The organism is Bacteroidales bacterium (assembly GCA_017521245.1).
Classification (GTDB): domain Bacteria; phylum Bacteroidota; class Bacteroidia; order Bacteroidales; family G3-4614; genus Caccoplasma_A.
This window is the reverse complement of record JAFXDI010000028.1, coordinates 1-24,357: the sequence shown is the minus strand read 5'-3', so window position 1 is coordinate 24,357 and position 24,357 is coordinate 1. Positions and strand designations below refer to the sequence as shown.

20 protein-coding genes are annotated in these 24,357 nt (G+C 36.9%); 12 read left to right on the top strand and 8 right to left on the bottom strand.

Features of this window, described 5'->3' with window-relative positions; all coding sequences use genetic code 11:
- Window positions 1-35: 35 nt before the first annotated feature.
- The gene (locus tag IKK64_05595; GenBank protein MBR4119538.1) at window positions 36-410 is read left to right on the top strand and encodes a DMT family protein; all 375 of its coding nucleotides are present in this window, start codon (window positions 36-38) and stop codon (window positions 408-410) included.
- Window positions 411-573: 163 nt separating this feature from the next.
- On the opposite strand, the gene IKK64_05590 is transcribed toward IKK64_05595, so the two are convergent.
- Window positions 574-1,725 (bottom strand): pyridoxal phosphate-dependent aminotransferase family protein, encoded by a 1,152-nt coding sequence (locus IKK64_05590; GenBank protein MBR4119537.1) that lies wholly within the window; start codon window positions 1,723-1,725, stop codon window positions 574-576.
- Window positions 1,726-1,991: 266 nt separating this feature from the next.
- Window positions 1,992-2,522: a hypothetical protein gene (locus tag IKK64_05585; protein MBR4119536.1), complete on the bottom strand. Its 531-nt coding sequence runs from the start codon at window positions 2,520-2,522 to the stop codon at window positions 1,992-1,994.
- 338 nt (window positions 2,523-2,860) lie between these two features.
- On the opposite strand from IKK64_05585, the gene lpxD reads away from it, so the two are divergent.
- The 8 genes from lpxD to IKK64_05545 all read left to right on the top strand — a co-directional run bounded on the left by lpxD (window position 2,861) and on the right by IKK64_05545 (window position 10,588).
- Window positions 2,861-3,919: a UDP-3-O-(3-hydroxymyristoyl)glucosamine N-acyltransferase gene (gene lpxD / locus IKK64_05580; protein MBR4119535.1), complete on the top strand. Its 1,059-nt coding sequence runs from the start codon at window positions 2,861-2,863 to the stop codon at window positions 3,917-3,919.
- Between the two features lie 131 nt (window positions 3,920-4,050).
- Window positions 4,051-5,433 carry a bifunctional UDP-3-O-[3-hydroxymyristoyl] N-acetylglucosamine deacetylase/3-hydroxyacyl-ACP dehydratase gene (locus tag IKK64_05575; protein MBR4119534.1) on the top strand — a complete coding sequence of 461 codons (1,383 nt, stop codon included), beginning with the start codon at window positions 4,051-4,053 and terminating at the stop codon, window positions 5,431-5,433.
- 14 nt (window positions 5,434-5,447) lie between these two features.
- Window positions 5,448-6,221 carry an acyl-ACP--UDP-N-acetylglucosamine O-acyltransferase gene (lpxA, locus tag IKK64_05570; GenBank protein ID MBR4119533.1) on the top strand — a complete coding sequence of 258 codons (774 nt, stop codon included), beginning with the start codon at window positions 5,448-5,450 and terminating at the stop codon, window positions 6,219-6,221.
- Between the two features lie 101 nt (window positions 6,222-6,322).
- Window positions 6,323-6,880, top strand: a complete 558-nt coding sequence (locus IKK64_05565) for a hypothetical protein (protein MBR4119532.1) — start codon at window positions 6,323-6,325, stop codon at window positions 6,878-6,880.
- A 284-nt stretch (window positions 6,881-7,164) separates the two neighbouring features.
- Window positions 7,165-7,629 (top strand): nucleoside-diphosphate kinase, encoded by a 465-nt coding sequence (gene ndk / locus IKK64_05560; protein MBR4119531.1) that lies wholly within the window; start codon window positions 7,165-7,167, stop codon window positions 7,627-7,629.
- Between the two features lie 193 nt (window positions 7,630-7,822).
- A complete protein-coding gene (locus tag IKK64_05555) occupies window positions 7,823-8,209 on the top strand; it encodes a hypothetical protein (GenBank protein MBR4119530.1) in 387 nt (128 codons plus the stop codon).
- A gap of 178 nt (window positions 8,210-8,387) precedes the next feature.
- A complete protein-coding gene (locus IKK64_05550; protein ID MBR4119529.1) occupies window positions 8,388-8,828 on the top strand; it encodes a hypothetical protein in 441 nt (146 codons plus the stop codon).
- 29 nt (window positions 8,829-8,857) lie between these two features.
- Entirely contained in the window at window positions 8,858-10,588 is a 1,731-nt protein-coding gene (locus IKK64_05545; protein ID MBR4119528.1) for a Na/Pi cotransporter family protein, read from the top strand.
- Window positions 10,589-10,687: 99 nt separating this feature from the next.
- Here the strand turns inward: IKK64_05545 and IKK64_05540 are convergent, their stop codons facing one another.
- Together IKK64_05540 and IKK64_05535 are read right to left on the bottom strand one after the other, a co-directional pair.
- Window positions 10,688-11,920, bottom strand: coding sequence for a metallophosphoesterase family protein (locus IKK64_05540; GenBank protein ID MBR4119527.1), 1,233 nt, complete (start codon window positions 11,918-11,920; stop codon window positions 10,688-10,690).
- Window positions 11,921-12,010: 90 nt separating this feature from the next.
- Window positions 12,011-14,227, bottom strand: a complete 2,217-nt coding sequence (locus IKK64_05535) for a bifunctional (p)ppGpp synthetase/guanosine-3',5'-bis(diphosphate) 3'-pyrophosphohydrolase (protein MBR4119526.1) — start codon at window positions 14,225-14,227, stop codon at window positions 12,011-12,013.
- 234 nt (window positions 14,228-14,461) lie between these two features.
- On the opposite strand from IKK64_05535, the gene IKK64_05530 reads away from it, so the two are divergent.
- From IKK64_05530 to recA, 3 genes are all read left to right on the top strand, one after another.
- Window positions 14,462-15,985, top strand: a complete 1,524-nt coding sequence (locus IKK64_05530; protein MBR4119525.1) for a DUF4301 family protein — start codon at window positions 14,462-14,464, stop codon at window positions 15,983-15,985.
- 41 nt (window positions 15,986-16,026) lie between these two features.
- Window positions 16,027-16,869, top strand: a complete 843-nt coding sequence (locus tag IKK64_05525; protein ID MBR4119524.1) for a hypothetical protein — start codon at window positions 16,027-16,029, stop codon at window positions 16,867-16,869.
- Between the two features lie 189 nt (window positions 16,870-17,058).
- Complete coding sequence (recA, locus tag IKK64_05520) at window positions 17,059-18,078, top strand: recombinase RecA (protein MBR4119523.1); 1,020 nt, start codon at window positions 17,059-17,061, stop codon at window positions 18,076-18,078.
- A 120-nt stretch (window positions 18,079-18,198) separates the two neighbouring features.
- On the opposite strand, the gene mnmA is transcribed toward recA, so the two are convergent.
- The 4 genes from mnmA to IKK64_05500 form a co-directional block, all read right to left on the bottom strand.
- Window positions 18,199-19,245 (bottom strand): tRNA 2-thiouridine(34) synthase MnmA, encoded by a 1,047-nt coding sequence (gene mnmA / locus IKK64_05515; protein ID MBR4119522.1) that lies wholly within the window; start codon window positions 19,243-19,245, stop codon window positions 18,199-18,201.
- A gap of 81 nt (window positions 19,246-19,326) precedes the next feature.
- On the bottom strand, window positions 19,327-20,505 hold the full coding sequence (locus IKK64_05510; GenBank protein MBR4119521.1) for a pyridoxal phosphate-dependent aminotransferase: 1,179 nt from the start codon (window positions 20,503-20,505) through the stop codon (window positions 19,327-19,329).
- Between the two features lie 28 nt (window positions 20,506-20,533).
- On the bottom strand, window positions 20,534-21,967 hold the full coding sequence (gene rmuC, locus IKK64_05505; GenBank protein ID MBR4119520.1) for a DNA recombination protein RmuC: 1,434 nt from the start codon (window positions 21,965-21,967) through the stop codon (window positions 20,534-20,536).
- 135 nt (window positions 21,968-22,102) lie between these two features.
- Complete coding sequence (locus IKK64_05500; protein ID MBR4119519.1) at window positions 22,103-24,271, bottom strand: HEAT repeat domain-containing protein; 2,169 nt, start codon at window positions 24,269-24,271, stop codon at window positions 22,103-22,105.
- Window positions 24,272-24,357 lie beyond the last annotated feature (86 nt).

Sequence of the window (24,357 nt, the reverse complement as noted above, 5' to 3'; positions counted from 1 at the left end):
TATTTTTTTTAAAATAATTCCCAATTTAAATAATTATGTATTTATCAGCATTTTATACTGTTATATTATTGGTCATATCTAATATATTTATGACACTTGCTTGGTATGGACACCTTAAATTACAAGAGATGAATATCTCAACCGGATGGCCTATTTGGGTGGTTATACTATTTTCATGGGGTATTGCCTTAGCGGAATACTCGTTCCAAATTCCTGCTAACAGAATTGGTTTTGTGGGAAACGGTGGTCCGTTTACACTTATGCAGTTAAAGGTTATTCAAGAGGTTATTACTCTTGTGGTGTTTACCGTTTTTGCTTCGGTTTGCTTTAAAGGCGAGGCTCTGCATTGGAATCACCTCGCTGCTTTCATCTGCCTTATTATGGCTGTTTACTTTGTGTTTATGAAGTAATGGTAGTTTTTAGTTTTCGGATTCGTAAACTCAACCGCCATTTGGGTAGTTGCCGGAATAATACAAAGAAAGAGTTGCACTTAAAATGCAACTCTTTCTTTGTATATGTTAGTCTTAATACTATGAACTTATTTTATCACTTCGTATTTCTTGAACACCTTCTCTATATGTCAAACGCATAATCTAATTGCTCTTTGGTGTGTGTTGCCATCAATGAGAATCGGATTAATGTGTCTTGGCTTGGTACTGCTGGCGATACTACCGGGTTAACAAATAATCCTTCATCAAATAACTCGCGAGTTATCATAAATGTTTTATTATTGTCGCGAATATACAATGGTATGATTGGTGTTGATGTGTTTCCTATCTCACAGCCCATATTACGGAATCCCTCTAAGGCGTAGTTTGTAATCTCCCAAAGGTTATCTATTCGCTCTGGCTCACTCAACATTATATCAAGTGCTGCATTTGCTGCCGCTGTTGATGCCGGTGTGATACTTGCACTGAATATGTATGAACGTGAGTTGTGACGGAGATAGTTTGCTGTTACGGCATCGGTTGCTATAAATCCTCCTAATGATGCAAACGATTTTGAGAATGTTCCCATTATCAAATCTACATCTTTTGTTACTCCAAAGTGATCGCATGTTCCGCGTCCGTTGCGTCCGAATACTCCTATACCATGTGCCTCGTCAACGTATGTTGCAGCATTGTATTTCTCAGCCAGTTTAACTATTTCAGGGAGATTTGCCACATCACCCTCCATACTGAACACTCCGTCTGTTACAATCAATTTTACTTTGTCCTCGGGTAGCGATTTTAGTACTTTCTCCAAAGACTCCATATCGTTGTGTTTGTATTTTAGTTGTGTTGAGAATGCTAAACGGCGTCCTTCAATGATTGATGCGTGATCTAACTCATCCCAGATAATGTAGTCTGCTCTTCCTGTTAAACAAGATACGACTCCAAGGTTTACTTGAAATCCTGTTGAGTAGATTATCGCCTCCTCTTTTCCTACAAACTCTGCTAAGCGTTTCTCTAATTGAGTGTGTATGTCAAGTGTTCCGTTTAAGAAACGAGATCCGGCACATCCTGTTCCGTATTTTTTTGTTGCCTCAATGGCTGCCTCTTTGATTTTTGGGTGATTGGTCAAACCTAAATAACTGTTTGAACCAAACATTAAGACTTTCTTACCGTTTATTATAACCTCAGTGTCTTGGTCGCTCTCTATTGCTCTAAAATAGGGATATACTCCTAATGCTTTTGCTTTTTGAGGAGCATCATACTTTGCTAATTTTTGTTGTAACAACTTCATATTCAGTATGTTTTAATATAAATCACATCTAAAGGGTTATTCCTCTTTGACTGAGCAAAGGTAATATAATTTTTTATTATATAAAAATGTATGCCTATAAATATAAATTTACTTAAAAACTTCAAGGGAGAGTATCAAAAGAGACTTCGCCTTGAAGTATGAATGCGTTATTTGTTTGTTAAAACTATACGATTAGAAACTATATGTTGCACTTATGGTAAAGTTTCGCCTTTGTCTGTTGTTTTAAATACAACTCCACTCTCAGTTCAGCAATACAGAGTTGCACTGTCTGTCATACTTACGGCTATACGATAAACACAAACTTGAGAATCTTTTTGTTTTAACTCTCCATTTTGATTGGTATATGTTTTATTTGGTCCTATATTTCGCCAAATGGGTTGCTCCAGCTCGCTTTTTAAAAGGCTTTGGGTAGCTTTTGAAGAAGAATTTATTGCATCAACGTATGCTTTATACTCTGCCATTGTGGGTAGTTTAATTGTTCCATCAGATGTTACATAGCCGCAATATGCACTCATCCATCTTCGATAGAAATTAACTACTTGTTTATTCTCCACTATCCTTACACGAACATCTACATCAGCCGCAGCCCACTCTTGATATTTTTCTTGCATTTCGTAAAAGTTTACTCCCGATGGATTTTCAGCAATTGCCTTCATCCAGTCTGGAGCATTTTCTGGCAAAGGTTCGGGCATATAAAGATCATAAAATTTTACCGTTGCATTTGCCACACTCTGTATCATCAAGAATGAGAGTAATAGGGTTATCAATTTTTTCATTTATTTATGAAGCATTATTAGTTTGTTCATAAAATTAAAAATTCTTCTGCAATTATAATACATTATATATTTATATAGATAAAATCAACACACAACAAATGTTAAATTGCTAAATTATTTTTGTTAATCAACTAAATAAAATAACATATAACTATAATTTTACAGATTCAAACATATTCTAAAATTGGATAGTTTTTCTGAAAAGCAGGTAATTTATTCACACAATTGCAAATTTAGAGCATAATAATATTGGAGTATATAAATTTTTTTTACGAAATTTGCAGAAATATAATTATTACGACCTTTAATAGTACGAGGTTTTACATAAAGTATATAGTATGGAATTTTCAGTTGAACAAATTGCGTCGTTCTTACATGGAGAAGTTGTTGGCGATGCTTCTATTAAAGTAAGCAACCTTTCAAAAATAGATGATGGCAAACCCGGAACTTTGTCGTTTCTTGCAAATAGCAAATATACTCACTGCATTTACACTACCGAAGCGAGTGCAGTTTTAGTCAGAAGAGATTTTATTCCAGAGCAAGAGGTAAAAACAACTCTCATTAAGGTTGATGATCCATATGCATGTCTTGCTCTTTTATTAAATATGGTTGATCAAGCAACCCGACCTCAAAAGAGCGGTATTGAGGAGAATGCTTTTGTTGCCGATAGTGCAACTCTTGGAGATAATATATATATTGGATCATTCTCTTACATATCAAGCAATGCCTCTGTTGATAACAACAGCAAAATATATCCACAATGCTATATTGGTGATAATGTTAAAATTGGAACAAATTGTATTATATATCCCGGTGTCAAGATTTACCACAACTGCAAAATTGGTAATAATGTTATAATACATGCTGGTTGCGTTATTGGTAGCGACGGTTTTGGCTTTGCTCCTCAAAACGGTGAGTATATGAAGATTGCTCAAATAGGTAATGTTGTTGTGGAAGATAATGTTGAAATTGGAGCAAACACCACAATAGACAGAGCAACAATGGGCTCTACCGTTATCAGACGCGGTGCAAAATTAGACAATCTTATTCAGGTGGCTCACAACGTTGAGATTGGCGAAAGTACGGTTATGGCGGCTCAAGTTGGCGTTGCCGGCTCAACAAAAGTTGGAAAACATTGTATGATTGGAGGTCAGGTTGGATTTGCCGGTCATATTACCATCGCCGATAATGTTAATATTGGCGCTCAATCTGGTATTCCAAACAATGTTGATTCTGCATGCAGCCTTATGGGATACCCTGCCATTCCTTCAAAAGAATTTGCAAGGCAGGTGGTATTGGTTAAACGACTTCCTGAAATAAATAGTACAATTAGAGAGTTGCGAAAAGAGATAGAAAACTTGAAATCAAAACTTTCGGAAAAAGAAGAGAATATTTAATATCTAAAATATTATAATCCAAAACATCAATAAAAAAGATTTAATCTTTCAAATATTTTTTTAGAAAAAACTTTTTTTGTAAAAAATATTTGAGTTTATTTGCAGAGGTGTTTATCACAAAATTTAAAACTATGAAACAAAAAAGTTTAAAAGAGAGTTTCTCGTTAAGCGGCAAGGGTTTACACACAGGACTTGATATTACTGTAACATTTAACCCTGCTCCCGAAAACTTCGGTTACAAGATAAAACGTATTGATATTGAAGACGAACCTATAATTGATGCAATTGCTGAGGCTGTGTGCCAAACACAACGTGGAACTGTTGTAAAAAAAGGTGATGTAACTGTCAGCACCATAGAACATGGTATGGCAGCATTATACGCATACGGTATTACAAACTGTTTAATAGAGGTTAATGCTCCTGAATTTCCCATTCTTGATGGTAGCGCTATTCGCTATGCCGAGGAGATTGAGCGTGTTGGAATTGAAGAGTTAAATGCTGACCAAGATTTTTATGTAGTTAAAAATAAGATAGAGGTTAAAGATGAAGAGAGTGGTGCTTCTCTTATAATACTCCCTGATGAGAATTTCAGCATCAACACTCTTATTAGTTTCAACTCTCCTGTTTTGAGTAATCAATTTGCCACCCTTGAAGATATGGCAAATTTTAAAGAGGAGATTGCCGCAAGCAGAACATTTGTATTTGTTAGAGAGATTGAGCCTCTTCTAAAGGCCGGACTAATAAAAGGAGGAGATCTTGACAATGCCATTGTTATATATGACCAAGAGATGTCGCAAGAGGAGTTAGATCGTTTGTCGGACCTTATGGGCACACAAAAGAAAAACTCTTTAGAACTTGGCTACATAAACAACAAGCCTTTGGTATTTGATAACGAACCTGCAAGACATAAACTTCTTGATCTTATGGGTGACCTTGCTTTAATTGGAAGACCAATTAAAGGTAGAGTTATTGCTACCCGTTCAGGACACGGAATAAACAACAAACTTGCAAGAGCAATTCGTAAAGACATAAAAAGACAAGAGATACAGGCTCCCAACTACAATCCTAACACCCCCCCCTTGATGGATGTAAACAGGATTAAAGAGTTATTACCCCACCGCTATCCTATGCTATTGGTCGATAAAATCATCAATATGGATGAGAAAGCGATTGTAGGTATTAAGAACTTTACTGCAAATGAGCCTTTCTTCCAAGGACACTTCCCTCAGGAGCCCGTTGTTCCCGGAGTTTTATTGGTTGAGGCAATGGCACAAACAGGTGGTTTGTTGGTACTAAACACTGTTGAAGATCCTGAAGCATACTCAACATACTTCTTGACAATAAACAATGTTAAGTTCAGACAAAAAGTTGTTCCCGGAGATACAGCTATATTCCACGTGTCGTTTATGACAGAGTTAAGAAGAGGTTGCGCATCAATGAAAGGATACGTTTTCGTTGGAGATAAAATTGCAACAGAGGCTGAATTTTTGGCTCAAATAGTAAAAAACAAATAATAGAAAAGATAGATATGCAACAAACACTTGCTTCGATACACCCAGATGCCCGAATAGGCAAAGATGTTATCATTGGTCCTTTTGTAACAATTGAAGAGGACGTTATAATTGGTGATGGCACAAGAATTGACGCTAATGCTTGTATCTTAAAAGGTTCTCGCATTGGAAAGAATTGCCATATATGCACAGGTGCTGTTATTGCAGGGGAACCTCAAGATCTTAAATTTAGAGGAGAGTATAGCACTGCTGAGATTGGCGACAACACAACAATCAGAGAGTTTGTTACCGTTAATAGAGGCACCGCTTCAAGAGGAAAGACTGTTGTTGGAAACAACTGTCTTATTATGGCATACTCACATATTGCTCACGATTGTATTCTAAAAAACAATATAATTGTTGCTAATGCTTCGCAAATTGCAGGAGAAGTTGAAATTGACGACTTTGCAACAATTGGAGGAGGAACCCTTATGCACCAATTCTCTAAAATTGGACCTCATGTAATGATTCAAGGCGGAAGCCACATAAACAAAGATGTTCCTCCATACGCAGTTGTAGGAAGAATTCCTACCGTATTTGCCGGCATAAACCTAATTGGATTAAGACGTAGAGGTTTTTCAGCAGAGCAAATAGAAGAGATTCAAAATATTTACAGAATACTATTTAATTCGGGATTAAACAACACCGAAGCCTTGAATAAAATAGAGGCAGAAGTAGCCGACTCAGAAGAAAAAAGAGTTATTGTTGAATTCATAAAATCTTCTGACAGAGGTATTGTCAAAGGAAAATAAAAATTAAGGATATTTTTTTATTAAATGTATTGTCTATTTAATAGGTATTACATAACTTTGCCTTAGAATTAAGATAAAAAAGAAGATTAAATTTTATATTTATGATATACAAGTTTTTATTACTTTCAGATGAGGTAGAAACCTTTTCACGCGAAATTTGCATTGACTCTGAAGCAACATTCTTAGAGTTAAATGACGCAATTTTGGAATCGGTAAATTACACTAAAGACCAACTAACCTCTTTCTTTATCTGCGAAGACAACTGGGAAAAAAGAGAAGAGGTAACTCTTATTGAAATGGACTCATCTTCTGATGAGGATGTTTGGTTGATGGAAGATACCAGATTAAGTGAATTGATTGAAGAGGAACACCAACGTGCACTTTTCGTATTTGATATGATGGCTGACCGTTCGTTCTTTATGGAGTTGAGAGAGATTGAATTGGGTAAAAATTTGTTAGACCCATTGTGTACAAAAGCTAAAGGTAATGCTCCTAAACAGGTTATGTCAATTGAGGAGATGGATAAAAAGTTTGCTGCATCGTCAACAATAGATATAGACGAAGACGATTACGGCATTGAAAATGGATATAACCCCGATGAATTAGACACCGAAGGTTTCAGTGATATGGACTTCTCAGAGGATAACGGAGGTTACTAAAATTATAACGCAGGATTTATATTTAACCTCAGCGAGACTCTTTCACTGTTTAAATATATCTCTTGCGTCATTTCAAAAAAATAACAATTACTAAAATTTATAGAGAAACTGTGTTTAATTAAGCACAGTTTTTTTGTTTTCAGCTTAATATAGAAGATAATTAGTTATTTATAAAAGATTTTCATATATATTATTGCTTATTAGGAAATAAGTATATATCTTTATGAAAAGTTTATTTTAAACTCATTTTTTTTGATTTTATATAACCCTAAATATAAACGATTATGTTAGAAAAAACCCTCGTTATTTTAAAACCTTGTACAATACAAAGAGGTTTGATTGGAGAAGTTACAACACGTTTTGAACGCAAAGGTTTAAGATTGTGCGGTATGAAAATGGTACAACTTACCGATGAAATTTTGAGCGAACACTACTCTCACCTAAGTAGTAAACCTTTCTTCCAGAGAGTAAAAGACTCTATGATGGCATGTCCAGTAATTGTTTGTTGTTATGAGGGTGTTGATGCAATTGAGGCAGTTAGAACTATCACCGGACCCACAACAGGACGCAAAGCACCTGCAGGAACCATTAGAGGCGATTATAGTATGAGTTTCCAAGAGAACATTGTTCACGCTTCGGACTCTCCCGAAACTGCGGAGATTGAGTTAAAAAGATTCTTCGCACCCGAAGAGATTTTTGATTACAAACTCTCTACTTTTGATTTCTTATACGCTAACGATGAGTATTAATAGTTAGTTATATAACTATAAATATATATAAACAGAGAGGTGTGCTATGTGTAGCATACCTCTCATTATTTTTTATTATTGTTAAAATTTAAGAAAATTAAATTTTACTTTTAACAAAAAAGAGAAAATATGTTTGAAGAATAACAAATTTATACTATTTTTGTAGTACTGAAAAGTTCATTAATCAATAGTAGTGAAAAGTTTTCTGAAATATTTTATTTCAATCTTAATAGTTGCAATATCTTTTATTGCGACTAATGTTGAGGAGCCTTACCCTACAACAGATAAGGAAAACAAAACAGCATCTATTGAATTAGATTCTTACTATACCGATTCTCCTGAACTTGAATCGGAGTTTTATCTTCCTCCTCAATCACTACTCTCTTCGGTTACATTTAGGCAAAACTCTTTCACTAAAAGAGTAAACAATAACCACCGAAACAACTTTTCATTTACAGAAGAGGGCAACCCTATTCATAAAGGGGAGGATATATCTACCTTAAACGCCTCTTATATATCTCAAACATTATTTACCAACTCTTTTCACAGATTGATTAGTTTTGGTAAACTCATTATTTAGTTTATCACATACTTTATAGATTAAAGCACTGTAAATCAGATATGATTTATAGTACTTAGCAACAATGGGCAGAGTATGTTTTGTCTGCTGTTTGTCTGCTATGTATGCGACAGGAAAATTATATTCCCTTCGCAACTATTTAGAATTATTAATTTGATAAACTAAATGATTAAAAAAAATGGAAAAAAATTTCATAAGAGTTCGCTCTATAAAAGATATTACTATAAGTTCTTCTCTCCTATTAATAGGTATTATACGTTCTATTGTCTTTGACAGCAATGGTGCTATTTATGGCGGTATTTCATTAATTATTTTAGGATTAATTCTTCTCTTTGTTCTTAAATCGGGATACAAGGATACAGAAAGTGGAGAGTTTTACAAAAAGATAGATTTGTCTTTTAATAAAAAGATGAAGAGTTCTCTATTAAGTGCATTAGCATCTTCACCTGAAAAGATTAATCCGACAGATGAGGGAGAAGGGATTAGATTAGAGATATTTTACAGCAAGGCATCCGGCAAGGCTTTTCTTCAACTATTTGAGTATGTCCCTTTTCAATATCACCCCTGCTCTGAGATGTATGAATATGAGATAGAGAGAATAAAAAACTTAGTTAAATAAATAATCATAACAATCTAAATTTTCAAGTTATGGGAATACTTCAAATCTTTACACTGTTAGGAGCGTTAGGTATGTTCCTTTATGGTATGAATTTGATGAGTTCAGGTCTTCAGAAAGCATCGGGAAATAAGCTTAGAAGCTTTTTATCGGCAATGACTTCAAATCCGTTTAAAGGAGTTCTGACTGGTCTTGGAATTACATCAATAATTCAATCATCATCGGCAACTACCGTTATGGTTGTAAGTTTTGTAAACGCAGGACTTCTTACTCTTCACCAAGCAATTGGTGTTATTATGGGAGCCAACATAGGAACTACTGTTACTGCATGGTTAGTGGCTTGGTTGGGATTTAAGGCCGATATTTCAATATTAGCAGTTCCTTTGATGCTGTTCGGTTTCTTGTTCTCTAATTCAAAAAAGAATCAAAGACAAAACATTGGAGAGTTAATTGTTGGTTTCTGTTTGCTCTTTCTTGCTCTTTCGTTTATGAAAGAGTCTGTTCCGGACTTAAACCAAACGCCTGAAGTACTGGAGTTTGTTAAAACGTGGTCAAGTTACGGATTTAGTTCTGTTCTCTTGTTCCTTGCCTTTGGTACAATACTTACATTGGTTCTTCAATCATCATCGGCAACTATGGCAATCACTCTTATTATGCTAAGTATGGGATGGATTCCATTTAATATGGCTTGCGCAATGGTACTTGGAGAAAACATTGGTACTACTATCACTGCTAATATTGCTGCAGCAGTGGGTAATACTCAAGCAAAGAGAGCGGCAATGTCGCACACTATTTTTAATGTATTCGGTGTTATCTGGGCATTGATATTCTTTACCCCATTCCTTGCCCTTGTAGGTAAAATTATTGAACTATTTGGATTACCAAATCCAGCAGCCGATGATTTTGCAGTTACAAGTGCTACTGCTGCAACTGGTGTTGCTGCTCTTTACGGACTATCAATGTTACACACTCTATTTAATACCATTAACACCGGTATATTGGTTTGGTTTATTAAATATATCGAGAAGGCTGTTACCTGGATTATCAAGACTCCCAAAAACCAAGAGAATGAGAACTTTAGACTTAAATATATTACTGCCGGTAATCTTGACACTCCTGAACTTGCTACCGAACAAGCATTTGATGAGATTATCCATTTTGCAGAGATTTCAAGAAAAGGTCTTAGTTATGCTAAAGCAATTATCTCAGAAACTAACCCTGATAAGTTTAAAGAATTACGCGATAAACTTATTAAATATGAAGAGATTTCGGATAGAATTGAGTTTGAGATTGCAACTTTTCTGAACGCTTTATCGGCAGGAGATATAAGCGAGACTACTTCAAAGAGAGTCAAGGCAATGTATAAAATTATTGGAGAGTTAGAGTCTCTTGGAGATTCGGGAGAGTCTATTGCACGTATTCTTACTCGCAGAAACTCATACAACAAGAACTTTGACGCTCAAACTATTCAGAAACTTGAAGAGTTGGCAGATGTTGTAGATAAAGCTTACGAAGTGATGCTTAAAAACTTAACCACTGCTCATGAAGGAGAGTTAACAGATATTACAAATGCTTATAAGGCAGAGGAGAATATCAATACTCTAAGAAACAGCCTAAGAGATACCGAGATTGATGACATTGAGCATAACAGAAAGAGTTATCAAACAAGTGTTTTCTATTTAGACTTGGTTAGTCAACTTGAGAAGATGGGAGACTACTTAATCAATATCTCTCAAGATCTTCACCGCTCATTTGGAAAGTAACATATAAGTGTGTTTAATATATAAGTAATTAAGCAGAGAGGGTGCAACAATTTGTTTCACCCTCTCATTTTTTTACTTTAAAATCAAAATAGAGTTTCTCTACTCTTTTACCGCATATACATGGTTTGGGGTTATTTCAACCTTATCAATTTGTGTGTGTTGCGAATTGTAACTCTCTACGGTTATTTTATCAGAGGTGTATGTGATTACTTGGTAATATTTTTCTCCATTATCAATTTTAGAGTAGTTTGAGGGGTATGAGACCTTATAACTCTTGGGAGAACAATGAGATGTTATATAAACGGGTGTTTGCAAAGTACTATCTTCATTAACTTTTGATGTTCTCATAAAGGTGTGCTCATGTCCCTGTAATACTAAATCTGCTCCGCAACTCTTTATTACTGGATTAAAAAACATACGTTGAAGGAATTGGTTAAATGCTCCTTTTGTTGAATATATTGGATGGTGCAATGTAACTATTTGCCACTGTGCATTGCTATTTTTTAACTCATTCTTTAACCAACGTCTTTGATAAAAGTATTTCCAGAAATCTTTATTTGAGTCTAACAGTAGAATTTGTCCATCCCCTATCTTTATTGAAAGGAGAGCATTACCTCTATTGTTTTGTGCTGAAACATAAGGGAAGACCAATCCAAACCGATCTTCAAGGTGGCGAGGGAACGATTTTAGGTATTCGTGATTTCCTGTTGCCGCCAATATTGGTTTTGTTTTGGGCAGATCCTGCATTGAAGCAAACCAATAGTCCCAATATCCCGACATAGGACGTTCTATTATGTCTCCGCCAAAGAGATAAAAATCAACATCAGTATAGAGTTCAAATATCTCAGAAAATATCTTTGGCGTTACCCCTGTGTAATCATCTTGTACATCACCTAAATATATAAATTTTCGCTGATCGGTTTCGTATGGGGTTGCAAAGGTGTACCATTCGGTGGTATCGGTTTGAGAGAGTACTCTATAACTATAACTCATTCCTTGTGGCAGTGATGCTATATCTGCCCTGTAATATGCTGCTTTTCCAGAGCGTGAAGCATAAATCTCTCCCTCCGCCTCAAAATGAAGAGTATCAGTTAGTATAATAAGTTCCAATATTGATGGTTGTAATGTATCGCCACACATCCATGTGAATGTTCGAGAGAACTCTCCATCCTCGCCATAGGTCATAAGTAAACGCGATATTTTATTCTCAATAACATACTCTGGCTCAGGTAAATCTCTAAACCATACTTTCCAACGAGATTTTATCCATATTGCAAATACCAAAACTATTGTAACAATTATTGATATTTTTATTACCCTACCCTTTTTCATATAAAAATATTTAGTTTGTTAGTTGATAGACTACAAGTATAAAATTTATAATTATGGCGAAGCAACAAACTAATTTCTAATTCAATAATCTTATTCAGTTGTTCGCTCCACGTTTTTTACACCTTTCACGTTTTTGAGTTTCTTTATTAAACCATTTAGTGCAGGAACGTGACTAACTGTCACTGTTATGTGTCCTTGAAATAGTCCATCGTTTGAGTCAATTGAGATGCTTCGCATTGCCACTCCACTCTCCTTTGAGATAATTGATGTTATATTGGTAACTATTCCGATATCATCGTTTCCGACAACTCTTAATACTACTACATATTGTGAGCCATGTTTACCCGACCATTTGGCTGGTACTACTCTATATCCAAAACGACCTCTCAACTCAGGAGCATTGGGACAATCAACTCGGTGAATTTTTATTCCTCCCTGAGAGTTTACAAATCCAAATATCTCATCGCCATATATAGGGTTACAACATTTTGAGAGCTTATACTCTATATCCTTTAACGAGCCATCAATTACCAATACATCCTCTTTTGCATATTGTTGTACCGGCACTTGTTGCACAAAATCTTCTGCTGAACGTTGGTGTATGTTATCCTCCTCTGACTCTTTACTTATCTCAACAAACTTATCTATTGTAGCATTTATATCTATTTTGTCTTGCGCCACGTTTGAAAAGAACTTTGTTGCAGTTTTAAATCCCAACTTCTTTATGAGTTGAGTAAGTGCAGCCTCATCAAGTTCTATTTTTCTGTTCTTCAAACGGCGGAAGAACATCTCTTTTCCGTACTCTGCCTCGCGATTCTCTGCCTCTTTAAGAGCCTGTCTTATCTTCTGCTTTGTTCGGGGTTGTGTTGCGATATTTAACCAATCCTGTTTTGGTTTCTGTTGAGGAGAGGTTAATATCTCAATGGTGTCGCCACTCTTTATCTGATACCTTAACGATTGATTTTTTTCATCAACCTTTCCTCCCACGCATTTATTACCTAAATTGGTATGTATCAGGTATGCAAAATCTAATATTGTTGCTCCTTTGGTAAGTTTATATAAATCGCCCTTGGGAGAAAAGACAAACACCTCTTTATCGTAATCATCTTTGCTGAAGTCTTTTACAAGTTCAAGCGTATCTCTCTCATCGGATGATTCCAATATATCTCGCATATTGTTTAACCAATCATCCAATCCACTCTCGCTCTTTACTCCTTTGTAACGCCAGTGAGCAGCCAATCCGTTTTCGGCAATCTCATCCATACGTTTAGTGCGTATCTGCACCTCAACCCACCTATCCTCAGGGCCCCACACAGTTATATGCAACGACTCATATCCGTTGCTCTTGGGTATGGTTAGCCAGTCACGCATTCGAGAGGGATTGGGTTTGTACATATCGGCTATTATTGAGAATATTCTCCAACAATCTGCCTTCTCCTTTTCAAGTGGAGTGTCTAATATTATTCGTATAGCAAAGAGGTCATATATGTCTTCAAACTCTGCCTTCTGCTTTTTCATCTTGTTATATATCGAATATATAGATTTTGTTCGCCCCTTCATCTCAAATTTATAACCTTCATCAAGAAGTTTTTGACGAATTGGAGCAATAAATGATTCGATATATTTTTGTCGTTTCTCCTTTGTTTGCGTTAGTTTTGATGCGATACTATTAAAGACTTCGCGATTGGTATATTTTAGCGAGAGGTCTTCAAGTTCCGATTTTATTTTGTATAATCCCAATCGGTGTGCAAGTGGTGCATACAGGTACGATGCTTCAGATGCAATGCTTAATCGGTAATCATTATCGGGATGATGGTTTATCATACGCATCAAGCATAGGTTATCGGCAATAAGTATTATTATAACCCTTGCATCGTTTGCAAATGACAATAGTAGTTTTCTAAAATTATCGCTTTGTACAGTTGCATGTTTTGTATAAAGACTTTCGGTTTTTAAAAGATGCGTTATTATGTTTGCTACATCATCGCCAAACTCTTTTACAATATCTTCAATAGTTAAACTCTTATGAGCTACAACATTATACAGCAGGATTGACAGCAACGTAGAACGATCCAGCCCTACCTCTTTTGAAAGGATTAGTGCAGTATTTAGATTTCGTAACAAGATGCTGTTCCCGTTGCGATCTCTTCCGTATTGGTCTTTACTGGTTGCTTCAGATATTATTTGGCGAAGTTTCTCAAACTCAAACTCGTTTATAATTGTTCGGGTTTGACGTCGTAACTCTAAATATGAGCGTAAAAACTCAACCTTCTCATCAGCCGAAAACATCAATTCTTGCTCTTGCATAACTGTTTTTATAAATTCTCCTCAAATATAGAATTTTTTTGCGACAACATAATTGATTTTTATATCTTTTATTTGTACATTTGCTGAATAGAGTAACTATTATTTACTCTTGAAAGTGGAATAGGTTAAAAACATGATACTAAATTATTCTTTTTCAGAGTCTCTCTATCTCTAATAAAGAGTGTTAGTAATCTTGTGGCGGAGAAAGTTATAAAACCATTAAATATATTTAATATGAAGTATTGTTTTTCACAAGAAGATCTTGCTCAAATCAGTGCCAAAGGTATGACTGTTGAGGCTGTTGAGGAGCAATTAGAGTGTTTTAAAAAAGGGTTCCCCTATTTGGCTCTTGAGAATAGTGCATCGCTTGGCAATGGCATTATGCAATTAAATGACTCTGCAGAGGCTTATGCCGAGAAATGGGATAAACTTATTGAAGAGGGCGTAAAAAGCGTTAAGTTTGTTCCTGCATCGGGTGCTGCAAGTAGAATGTTCAAAGACCTGTTCGGTTTTCTTGACGCTGAATACGATACTCCAGAGACCGCTTTCGAGAAAAAATTCTTTGAGCATATTAAATCGTTTGCTTTCTACAATGCTCTTAATGAACTATGCAAAAAGAACGAAGGTGGCGATATTGATACATTAATGGCTGAAGGCAAATACAAAAGTATTGTTGAAAACCTTCTTGCTGAGAAAGGTCTAAACTATGGTTGGTTGCCTAAAGGTCTTATCCTCTTCCACAGTTACCCCGAAGCATCTCGCGCTGCAATGGAAGAGCATCTTGTTGAGGGGGCTATGTATGCTAAAAATGGCGATGCAACTGTAAACATCCACTTTACTGTATCGCACGACCATATGCCTTTCTTTAAAGAACTTACTGCAAAAGTAGTTCCTTGCTACGAAAAAGAGTTTGGCGTTAAATATAATATCTCATTCTCTGAGCAAAAACCTGAGACTGACACTATTGCAGCAGATGGAGAAAACCAACCTTTTAGAGATAATGGAGCACTTTTGTTCCGCCCGGGTGGTCATGGCTCTTTAATTGAGAACCTTAACGAGATTGATGCTGACGTTATCTTTATCAAGAACATTGACAACGTTGTTCCCGACTCATTCAAAGCAGATACTATACTTTACAAAAAAGTTTTAGCAGGTGTTTTGGCTGAGGCAAGAGAGAAAATTTTCAAATATGGAAAACTTCTTGAGAGCGGAACCTACACTATTGAGGATTTACGAGAGATAATTCAATTTGTACAAAAAGATTTATGTACAAGAAATCCCGAGATTAAGCAATTAGAAGATAGCGACCTTGCTATGTACTTACTCAAAAAACTAAACCGTCCTCTACGCGTTTGCGGTATGGTTAAAAATATTGGAGAGCCGGGTGGTGGTCCATTCTTAGCATATAACGAAGATGGTACTTACTCTCCTCAAATTTTAGAGAGCAGTCAAATTAATATGGCTCATGCCGAATCAAAAGCAGCATTTGAGGGTGGTTCACACTTTAACCCTGTTGACCTTGTATGCTCAGTTAGAGACTGGAATGGCAACCACTATAACCTACCCGACTTTATTGATAAAAACACTGGATTTATCTCCGAGAAATCAAAAAGTGGTAAAGTGCTTAAAGCATTAGAGCGTCCGGGATTGTGGAATGGAGCAATGTCGGATTGGAATACAATATTTATTGAAGTTCCTATCTCAACATTCAACCCTGTTAAAACAGTAAATGATCTCCTTCGCGAGACACACTTGTAAAAACACTTGGTTGCTATATAACAACAGAAACTAAAAAATTGATGAAAAATATTTTTTTGGTAATAGTTGTAGCGGTCTCTTTGTTATTTGTCTCTTGCGACAATAACAAAGAGGCTCGCAACTTTTATTTTAAAGCAAAAGAGGCATACGACCTTAGCGACTATTTAAGAGTTAAAGAACTTACTGATAGCATCAAGATTGTAAACAATACTGCTTTTGATGAGATAAGAGCAGGTATGCAACTTGCTCGTAAGGCAGAACTTGCAATTAACGAACAAACTATGGTATATGCCGACTCAATGCTTAAGACTCTACAAAAAGAGCTGGATAAGGCTATTGTTGATTTTGACCTTATTAAAAACGAAGAGTATCAAACTTCGGGTACTATTGTTTACAGACACGATCCCAACAAGGATAGTCAAACAAAATCGTGTCTGAGAGTTTATGTTACAGAAGAGGGTAAGCTCGAAATCTTAAGTGTTCACTCCGGCAGTAGTGCTGTTGAACACGAGAGTTTTAGACTCTCTCTTGCCAATGGAGAGTTTGTTATGTCGGAGGTTGTTCCGTATGACGGAGCAAGTAATTACCGTTATAAAATTAATGGTATGAATGTTGAGACTATCACTCACCGAGAGCCAAAGACATTGGGTATTGCTCAATTTGTGGTCTCAGCAAAAGGTGCTCCAATAACAGTTTCGTATGATGGTAAAAGACCTTACTCATACACATTGGCAAAGAGTACAAGAAAAGCAATAGTTGAAAGTTATAAACTTTCGGAGATTATTAAACAGATTAAAAAATATCAACGTGACGAAGCTATTGCCTCGCAAACTATTGCTATTCTAAAAAAACAGATTGAAGACCATAAGGAGGATAGTATATAGTTGTTAGCTGTCAACTTCGTTGCCCCTGCGGGGTAGTTGTTTGTTTTTAGCAACAATGAAATAATTAATAAAAAAATTTTTCTCTAAAAAATTTATATTGTGCAAAGTTTTGGCATATATACCCAATTATCTTTGCAATAGAAAACGAGAGAAATAATATATATAAGTAAAACAAAAAAGTATTAGAATATGGAAAGCGAAGAGAAAAAAGTAAAAGTTACCGTATCGGACGATAAACTTAAGGCTCTTAAAATTGCAATGGATAAAATTGAGAAGAGTTACGGTAAAGGTTCTATAATGAAACTTGGTGATGATATGGTTGAAGAGGTTGCAGTAATCTCAACAGGATCAATTGCTCTTAACGCAGCTCTTGGCGTTGGTGGTTACCCCAGAGGTAGAGTTATTGAGATTTACGGACCTGAGTCATCCGGTAAAACGACATTGGCTATTCACGCTATTGCTGAAGCTCAAAAGAATGGTGGTATCGCAGCTATTATTGACGCTGAACACGCTTTTGACCGTTTCTATGCCGAGAAACTTGGTGTTGATGTTGAAAACCTTTGGATTTCTCAACCAGACAGCGGAGAACAAGCTCTTGAGATTGCCGACCAACTTATCAGATCATCAGCTGTTGATATTGTTGTAATTGACTCTGTTGCAGCACTTACTCCAAAGGCTGAGTTAGAGGGAGATATGGGCGATAACCGAGTTGGACTTCAAGCACGTTTGATGAGCCAAGCATTGCGTAAACTTACTTCAACAATCAGTAAAACAAATACAACTTGTATATTCATCAACCAATTACGCGAGAAGATTGGCGTTATGTTTGGTAATCCCGAAACAACTACCGGTGGTAACGCATTGAAGTTCTACTCTTCAGTTCGTTTGGATATTCGCCGAGTATCTCAAATTAAAGAGGGCGATGATGTTATCGGCAACCAAACTCGTGTTAAGATTGTTAAGAACAAAGTTGCTCCTCCATTCCGCAAAGCTGAGTTTGATATTATGTTTGGAGAGGGTATCTCAAAATCGGGCGAGATAATTGACCTTGGCGTTGAGTACGGAATTATCAAAAAGAGCGGTTCTTGGTTTGCTTACGGCGATACTAAACTTGGTCAAGGTAGAGATGCTGCTAAACGTATGGTTATGGATAACCCCGAACTTGCAGAGGAGTTGGAAGGTCTAATTATGGAGGCTATTAAGAAATAATTAGGAATGAGGAATTAGGAATTTTGCAAATTATTATTGGTAGTTATGAAAAAAACCATTGCCCTGAAAGCAATGGTTTTTTATTGTATAAGGGATATGTGGTGAAGTATCTCTACTTTACTATCTTAAAATGCCACCTCCAATTACACGATTGCCGATGTAGAAGACTGCGGATTGTCCGGGTGCTACGGCAGAGGCTGCATCGGCAAGTGTTACCTTCAACGTATTCTCTTCTTGGGTTATTGATGATACTCTGTAAGGTGTGCCTCGATATCTTATTCGTACTACTAAGTTGGGCGAAGTGAGGAGTGTTTCATCTACTATTTTACAGTCAGTGAGGGTTAGTATAGAAGATAACAGATCTTCCTCTTTACCGAGTTTTACTGTATTTTTTAAGGGGTTTATCTTTATTACGTAGGCTGGATGCCCGAGTGCTATCTCAAGACCTTTGCGTTGTCCTATGGTGTAGAATGGATAACCTTTGTGTTGTCCTAAGCGCTTGCCAAGTTTATCTACAAAAAAACCGCCTGAGTATTGTTCGTCTATTCCCTCTACATTTTGGCGCAAGAATGTGCGGTAGTCTTTTTCAATGAAACATATCTCCATGCTCTCGCTCTTGTTGGCACTACTCTCAAAACCTCGCTCCCGCATCATCTGTTTTACGTCACTCTTTATCATTCGCCCAAGCGGAAAGAGTGTTTGGGATAGTTGCTCTTGTGTCAATCCCCAAAGGAAGTAGGATTGGTCTTTTGTTCCGTCTCCTCCCTCCTCTATAAAGTATTTTCCGTTCTCTTCAATAATATTTACATAGTGTCCTGTTGCTATCTTAGTGCATCCAAGTTTGTAGGCACACTCAAGAAGTGCTTTCCACTTGAAGTTTGGGTTACACATTACGCATGGGTTGGGTGTTCTGCCTCGCATATACTCATCAATGAACGATGCGATTACTCCCTCTCTGAACTCTTTGCGTATATCTATGATATGGTGCTCTATTCCCAAACGGGTTGCCAATTGTCGGGCATCGGTTATGAAGGGAGGTTCCTCCTCACTACCCCACATATGTAGCGTCGCCCCCACTACTTCGTATCCCTGTTCCTGAAGTAACAGGCACACTGCGGAACTATCTACCCCGCCACTCATTCCTACCAATACTCGTTGTTTATTCATTTTTGAGAATAAAGTATTTTAGATCATTATGAACCTTAAGGGTGTTAAGGTATTGCAAAATATTCTTCTAACTAACAGTTTCTAAAAACCTCTTTTATCGTATGCTGCTTTTAGACGGTTCATTGCCTCCTCCATTACTGGACGGGGTGATGCTGCATTAAATCGCATCCATCCTTCGCCTCCAGGTCCAAACATATAGCCTGAGTTAAGTGCAAGTCGTGCTTCGTTTACAAAAAAGTCATCTAACTCTTTTTGTGTTGCAAATCCCAACTCTCGACAGTCAAAGAACATCAAAAACGATGCTTCGGGTTTCATAGCCTTTATCTTTGGCATCTCGGCATTGAGGCGATCGTTTACATAGTCCATATTTGCAAACACATACGACAGCATTTGGTTCAACCACTCTTCGCCTTGATTATATGCTGCTTCGGCTGTTACAAAGGCAAATACATTTCCTCCTGATATATGATTGTTATCAAGATATGGGAATGCACTCTTGCGTATCTCTTCGTTAAATATCAATATTTGCGATGTTACAACTCCTGGCATATTAAAGGTTTTTGATGGAGCCATAAAGGTTATTGAGTTGTTACGTGCCTTCTCACACGATGCCGCAAAGGGCAGATGTCGTGCTGGAGGATAGGTCATATCGGCATGTATCTCATCACTTAAAACGAGTGTACCCTCTTCGGCACATATCTCAGCCATTGTTGTCAACTCCTCGTTGCTCCAACGGCGTCCTCCTGGATTGTGAGGATTACAAAGTACAAATATTTTACATCCTTTTATGTCGCGACGCATTGCGTCAAAATCAATACGGTAACGGCCATTCTCTATTATTAGTGAGTTGTGTACTGCTTGACGTCCTGTTGCCGCTATAACATTATGAAATGGATGATACACTGGAGGTTGCACCATCACTTTATCACCTGGATTTGAGAAGTGGTTTATCATCATATAGATACCCGGCACAATACCCGGCACATGGTGTATCTCCTCTTTCTTTACGGTTAATCCGTAGCGGCGATCAGCCCAACGGATGAATGATTCAAAGTAACCATCGTGAGGTTGTGGATACCCCAATATCTCATGCGACAATCTCTCTTTGATAACATCAGTTATAAACGAAGGTGTTTTGAAATCCATATCAGCAATCCAAAGTGGAAGCACATCTTCTCTACCCCATAACTCTTTTGTTGAATCGTATTTTACCGACTGTGTACCATGACGGTCAATCATTTCATCAAAATTGTACTTCATATCCTTTTATTTCGTTTAGTTATTATTTTTACTCTTCGTTTTCTATCATCAAATAATCGTTATCTGAGAGTCTCTTCTCCATCTTCGCAGATTTTACACCCGACTCTATAATCTGTTTTGCCGATGTTGCTACACTCTGTCCTCCTGTCAGCATCTTCTTTTTTACATCTGAAAACTTAGTTCCAACAGATTCAAATGCTTTTTCAATATCTTCTACCATTTTAAATAGGTCTCCCAATCTGTTTAGCATATTCTCTGCAGCAACAATTATCTTTTCTTGATTTCGTTGTTGCACCACCTGCGCCCAATAGTTCTCTATCATTTTTAGTAGCGAGAATAGTGATAATTCGCTTGTTATGATTACCTTTTGATTATATGCTTCGTACCATAGTTTAGGTTCAGTTTCTCGCATTAATATCAAGGCATTCTCGTTGGGGATAAACATTACCACACAATCAATTGTCTCACGTCGAGAGGCTTTATGATATTGTGCATACGACTTGGTTACAATCTCTTTTATGTGACTCTTTATGCTTTGTATGTGACGTTTTGCCGCAGCATCACGCTCTTCATCTGTTTTTGCTTCGCACCACTCAAGATAGGCTGTTAGCGATACTTTTGAATCTATTATCAGGTCTTTGTCGGGATAGTGAACTATCACATCGGGAATCATTCGCTTTTGCGTCTCTTCGTGCAGAACAGCATTGCCTTTTTCATCACGAATGGTTACTTGACATTCAAAGTGTTCTCCCTCTTTTAATCCACTATTTTTAAGTATCTCGGTGAGTACTAACTCTCCGTATAACCCTTGTGTTTTTGATTTACCTTTTAGAGCCTCCGCCAATTTTGTGGCCTCGTTGCCTATCTCGTTGGTTCGAGCCATCATATCTCTTATGGCGGTGTCTAATGAAGATTTCTGCTCTATGCTCCTCTCTCGGCTATCTTTAATCTCTTTACTAACCTCCTGCATTCCCTCTTTAAGTGACTCTATAAAGGGCGTAAGGCTCTCTTTGTTATTGTTATTAAGTTCCTGCGACTTCTCCTTTAAGAGTCTCTCGCTCAACTCCGAGAATTCAAGTTTTAGAGTTTTTATCTGTTCTGAGAACTGTATCTCCTGTTGTTTTAGCCGTTTTGCTATCTCCTCCTCTTTTTGGTTAAGCATCTGACTGGTGGCTTCGTTTTCTGCTTTTAAGGAACTGTTCTCTTTTATTAACGTTTCACGTTCATTAGATACTCTTTGCAACTCTCGTAACTTCTCCTCAAAAATCTCTAACTTTGATTTGCTCTCAGCGTTGCTTATCTCAGCCTTGTTTTTCTCTTCACGCAACTGTGATAGTGATTGGTTTAGGCTAACAATCTCCTCCTCTTGTTTTTTTACAAGAGTGTTTTTTGCTTTTACTACAACCAAGAGTAAAAGTGTCATAACTGCTATTCCGATTCCCAATCCTATTGCTATTTGCATTTTTAAACTATTAGTTGTTTGCTTTCAATTGTCAGTTAATAAGGCATTTAGGGGCATTAAGAATATTAAAGTTTTCTTCTAAAAACCAACAACTACCAGCAGGACGGTTGAATTTACGAAACCGAGAACTAAAAACTAAATTCCTCTCAATCGTTTTGCGGTTTTTAGAGCCTCGTTACGTATCTTGTCGCTATAAGCATCACTTGCCCACACTTGTTCGCAGAAGGCTGCCAACTCGTTACGTTTGTATGAGTAGTTGAACCATCCGAATGCCTCTATTATTGTAAGGCGAAAATCTTCGTTACTCTCCTCTTGGAACATTTGAATCAACTTGTCTGTTACGGTGTGTAGATTTTTATTACGGAAGTTACGAACCATATTTGTTTTCTCTTTTATGGTTGCTTCTGGCAAGTCTAATTCATTCTCTAACAAAGTGTTGTTATAACGGTCAAATGCCGCCATAATACGAGCCACTTGTTTCTCTTTGTCATAGTAATTTTTACAGGGGTCTTGTTTTATGAACTCTGCTACGACCTTCTCATGAGGGAACATCTCTACCGCTCCACGTAGTTGAAAATCAACTCGCGAACCGTTTGCTATGCGTGAGAATGCCGATACTAATGCAGGGATAATGCGTTCATCTCCACATTTTCCTGCATATATTGCTCCAAAGCGTTGTACTATCTCATATGAGTCGTTAAGAGCAAGTGTGATTGCCTCAACAAAGTTGTCATCTTTAAAGGTTGTTAACATCATAAAGGCTACAAGGCGAACGGTGTTCTCAGGTGATGTTTTGAATACCTCTAATAACTCCTCTGATGTTATTCCTTTGTTTTTAACCAACATCTCCATTGCAAAGCATCTGATTGCAACAGGTGCATTTTTCAACTGTTTCTTCCAGAACTTATTGTTTTTGTATATTGCCTCGTTTACATCAAACGATATCTCCTCTCCTGGAGCAAAGGCAAATGTTGGATCTCCATATATGTGTGCTCCCAAATAGGGATTGTATTTTACCATATTTCCTACTCGCAATCCGTAACCTAACATTCCAACATGACGGTCGCACCATTTATCTTGTAACGAGTTTACGCTGTTTGCGATGGTTACTACACACTCGCCCTCCTCAAATATATACTCCTCTGCCATATACGCATCGTGGTTGAATGCACCATTGAAACATGCATCAAGAAATACAACCTTTGCATTGGGTTGGTATTTGCCAAGGTCGGTAATATGAAGGTCCAACTTATCGTTGTATAGTGAATCTTCAAGTATTGATGTGCGTGTAAATATTGAGTCGAGCCAATGTAGGGGTATGTCATATTTTTTTGCCCAACGCTCACGTGCTGCATCAGGATCTTCGCCACCCTCTACCGCTTTACGTATTTTTGAGCGGAAGAAACGGTTTGCCGACTTCAACTCGTCTGTTGCATTTTTAGGCAATGGAAATCCGTTTAGATACTCTTCATCAGGGTATCCATGGTGGTGCAATATTGCTAATGAAAGATCTTTGCGTTGCATTTGACACATTAGTGGGAATTTACTGAACTCATCATCAAGGTGATCCATAAATACTATTCCGTTTGCTTGACGTTGCAACCATGGGAAGTGTTCGCGATATGCTATTTTCTCATCCATACGTGCAAGTATAGATTCTGAATTGTATCCATGCCCCGCAAAGTAGAATATTTGAGAAAGTATTTCGTTTTTCTCTTTTTGAGCCACCACTTTTTTGAGGTATGCTTTTAAGCGGTCGTATTTTGTTTTGTCTCCTTTATCGCAAGTTTTAATGCGTCCTGAGTATAACTCGGGAGAACATACTTGTGTTGAGGTTGCTGGTAATGTATAGTAGAAAAGATTGGGTTTCTTCTCATCTTGTGCTATAAACTCAAACTCTAAATCCAAATCATCGTAGAAACGATCCGATGGACAAGAACTCTTCTCCATGCGTTTCATTGATTGTTTGGGTTTAAAACCTGACGCAAAGTGTTGTGCATCAAATAACATTGGAACGGGAATATCTCCAATGAATACCATACCCTCAATAGGGGCATCTTTTTGTGTTGCCAAACTCTTTATTTGAGCCTTGATTGAGTCTGGGTTATACCATACATCCTCTACGATATAAGTCTTTAACCCCTGTTTTTCAATTGATTGAGCGTATGCATCAACTTCAGCTTTTGCCTCTTTATAACTCACTTTATCAATAAAAATTGCAAAACCTTTTTCTGCTGCAATTACTGATGTTGTGCACAATAGTGCAACAATAAACAACACTCTCTTTAAATTTAGCACTTTCATATTATTAGATTTTTAATTTTAATTTCTTTCCCTATTTCTCTTATAAAATTTAATCTATCGGAAATTTTTATTTACAATTAACAAAG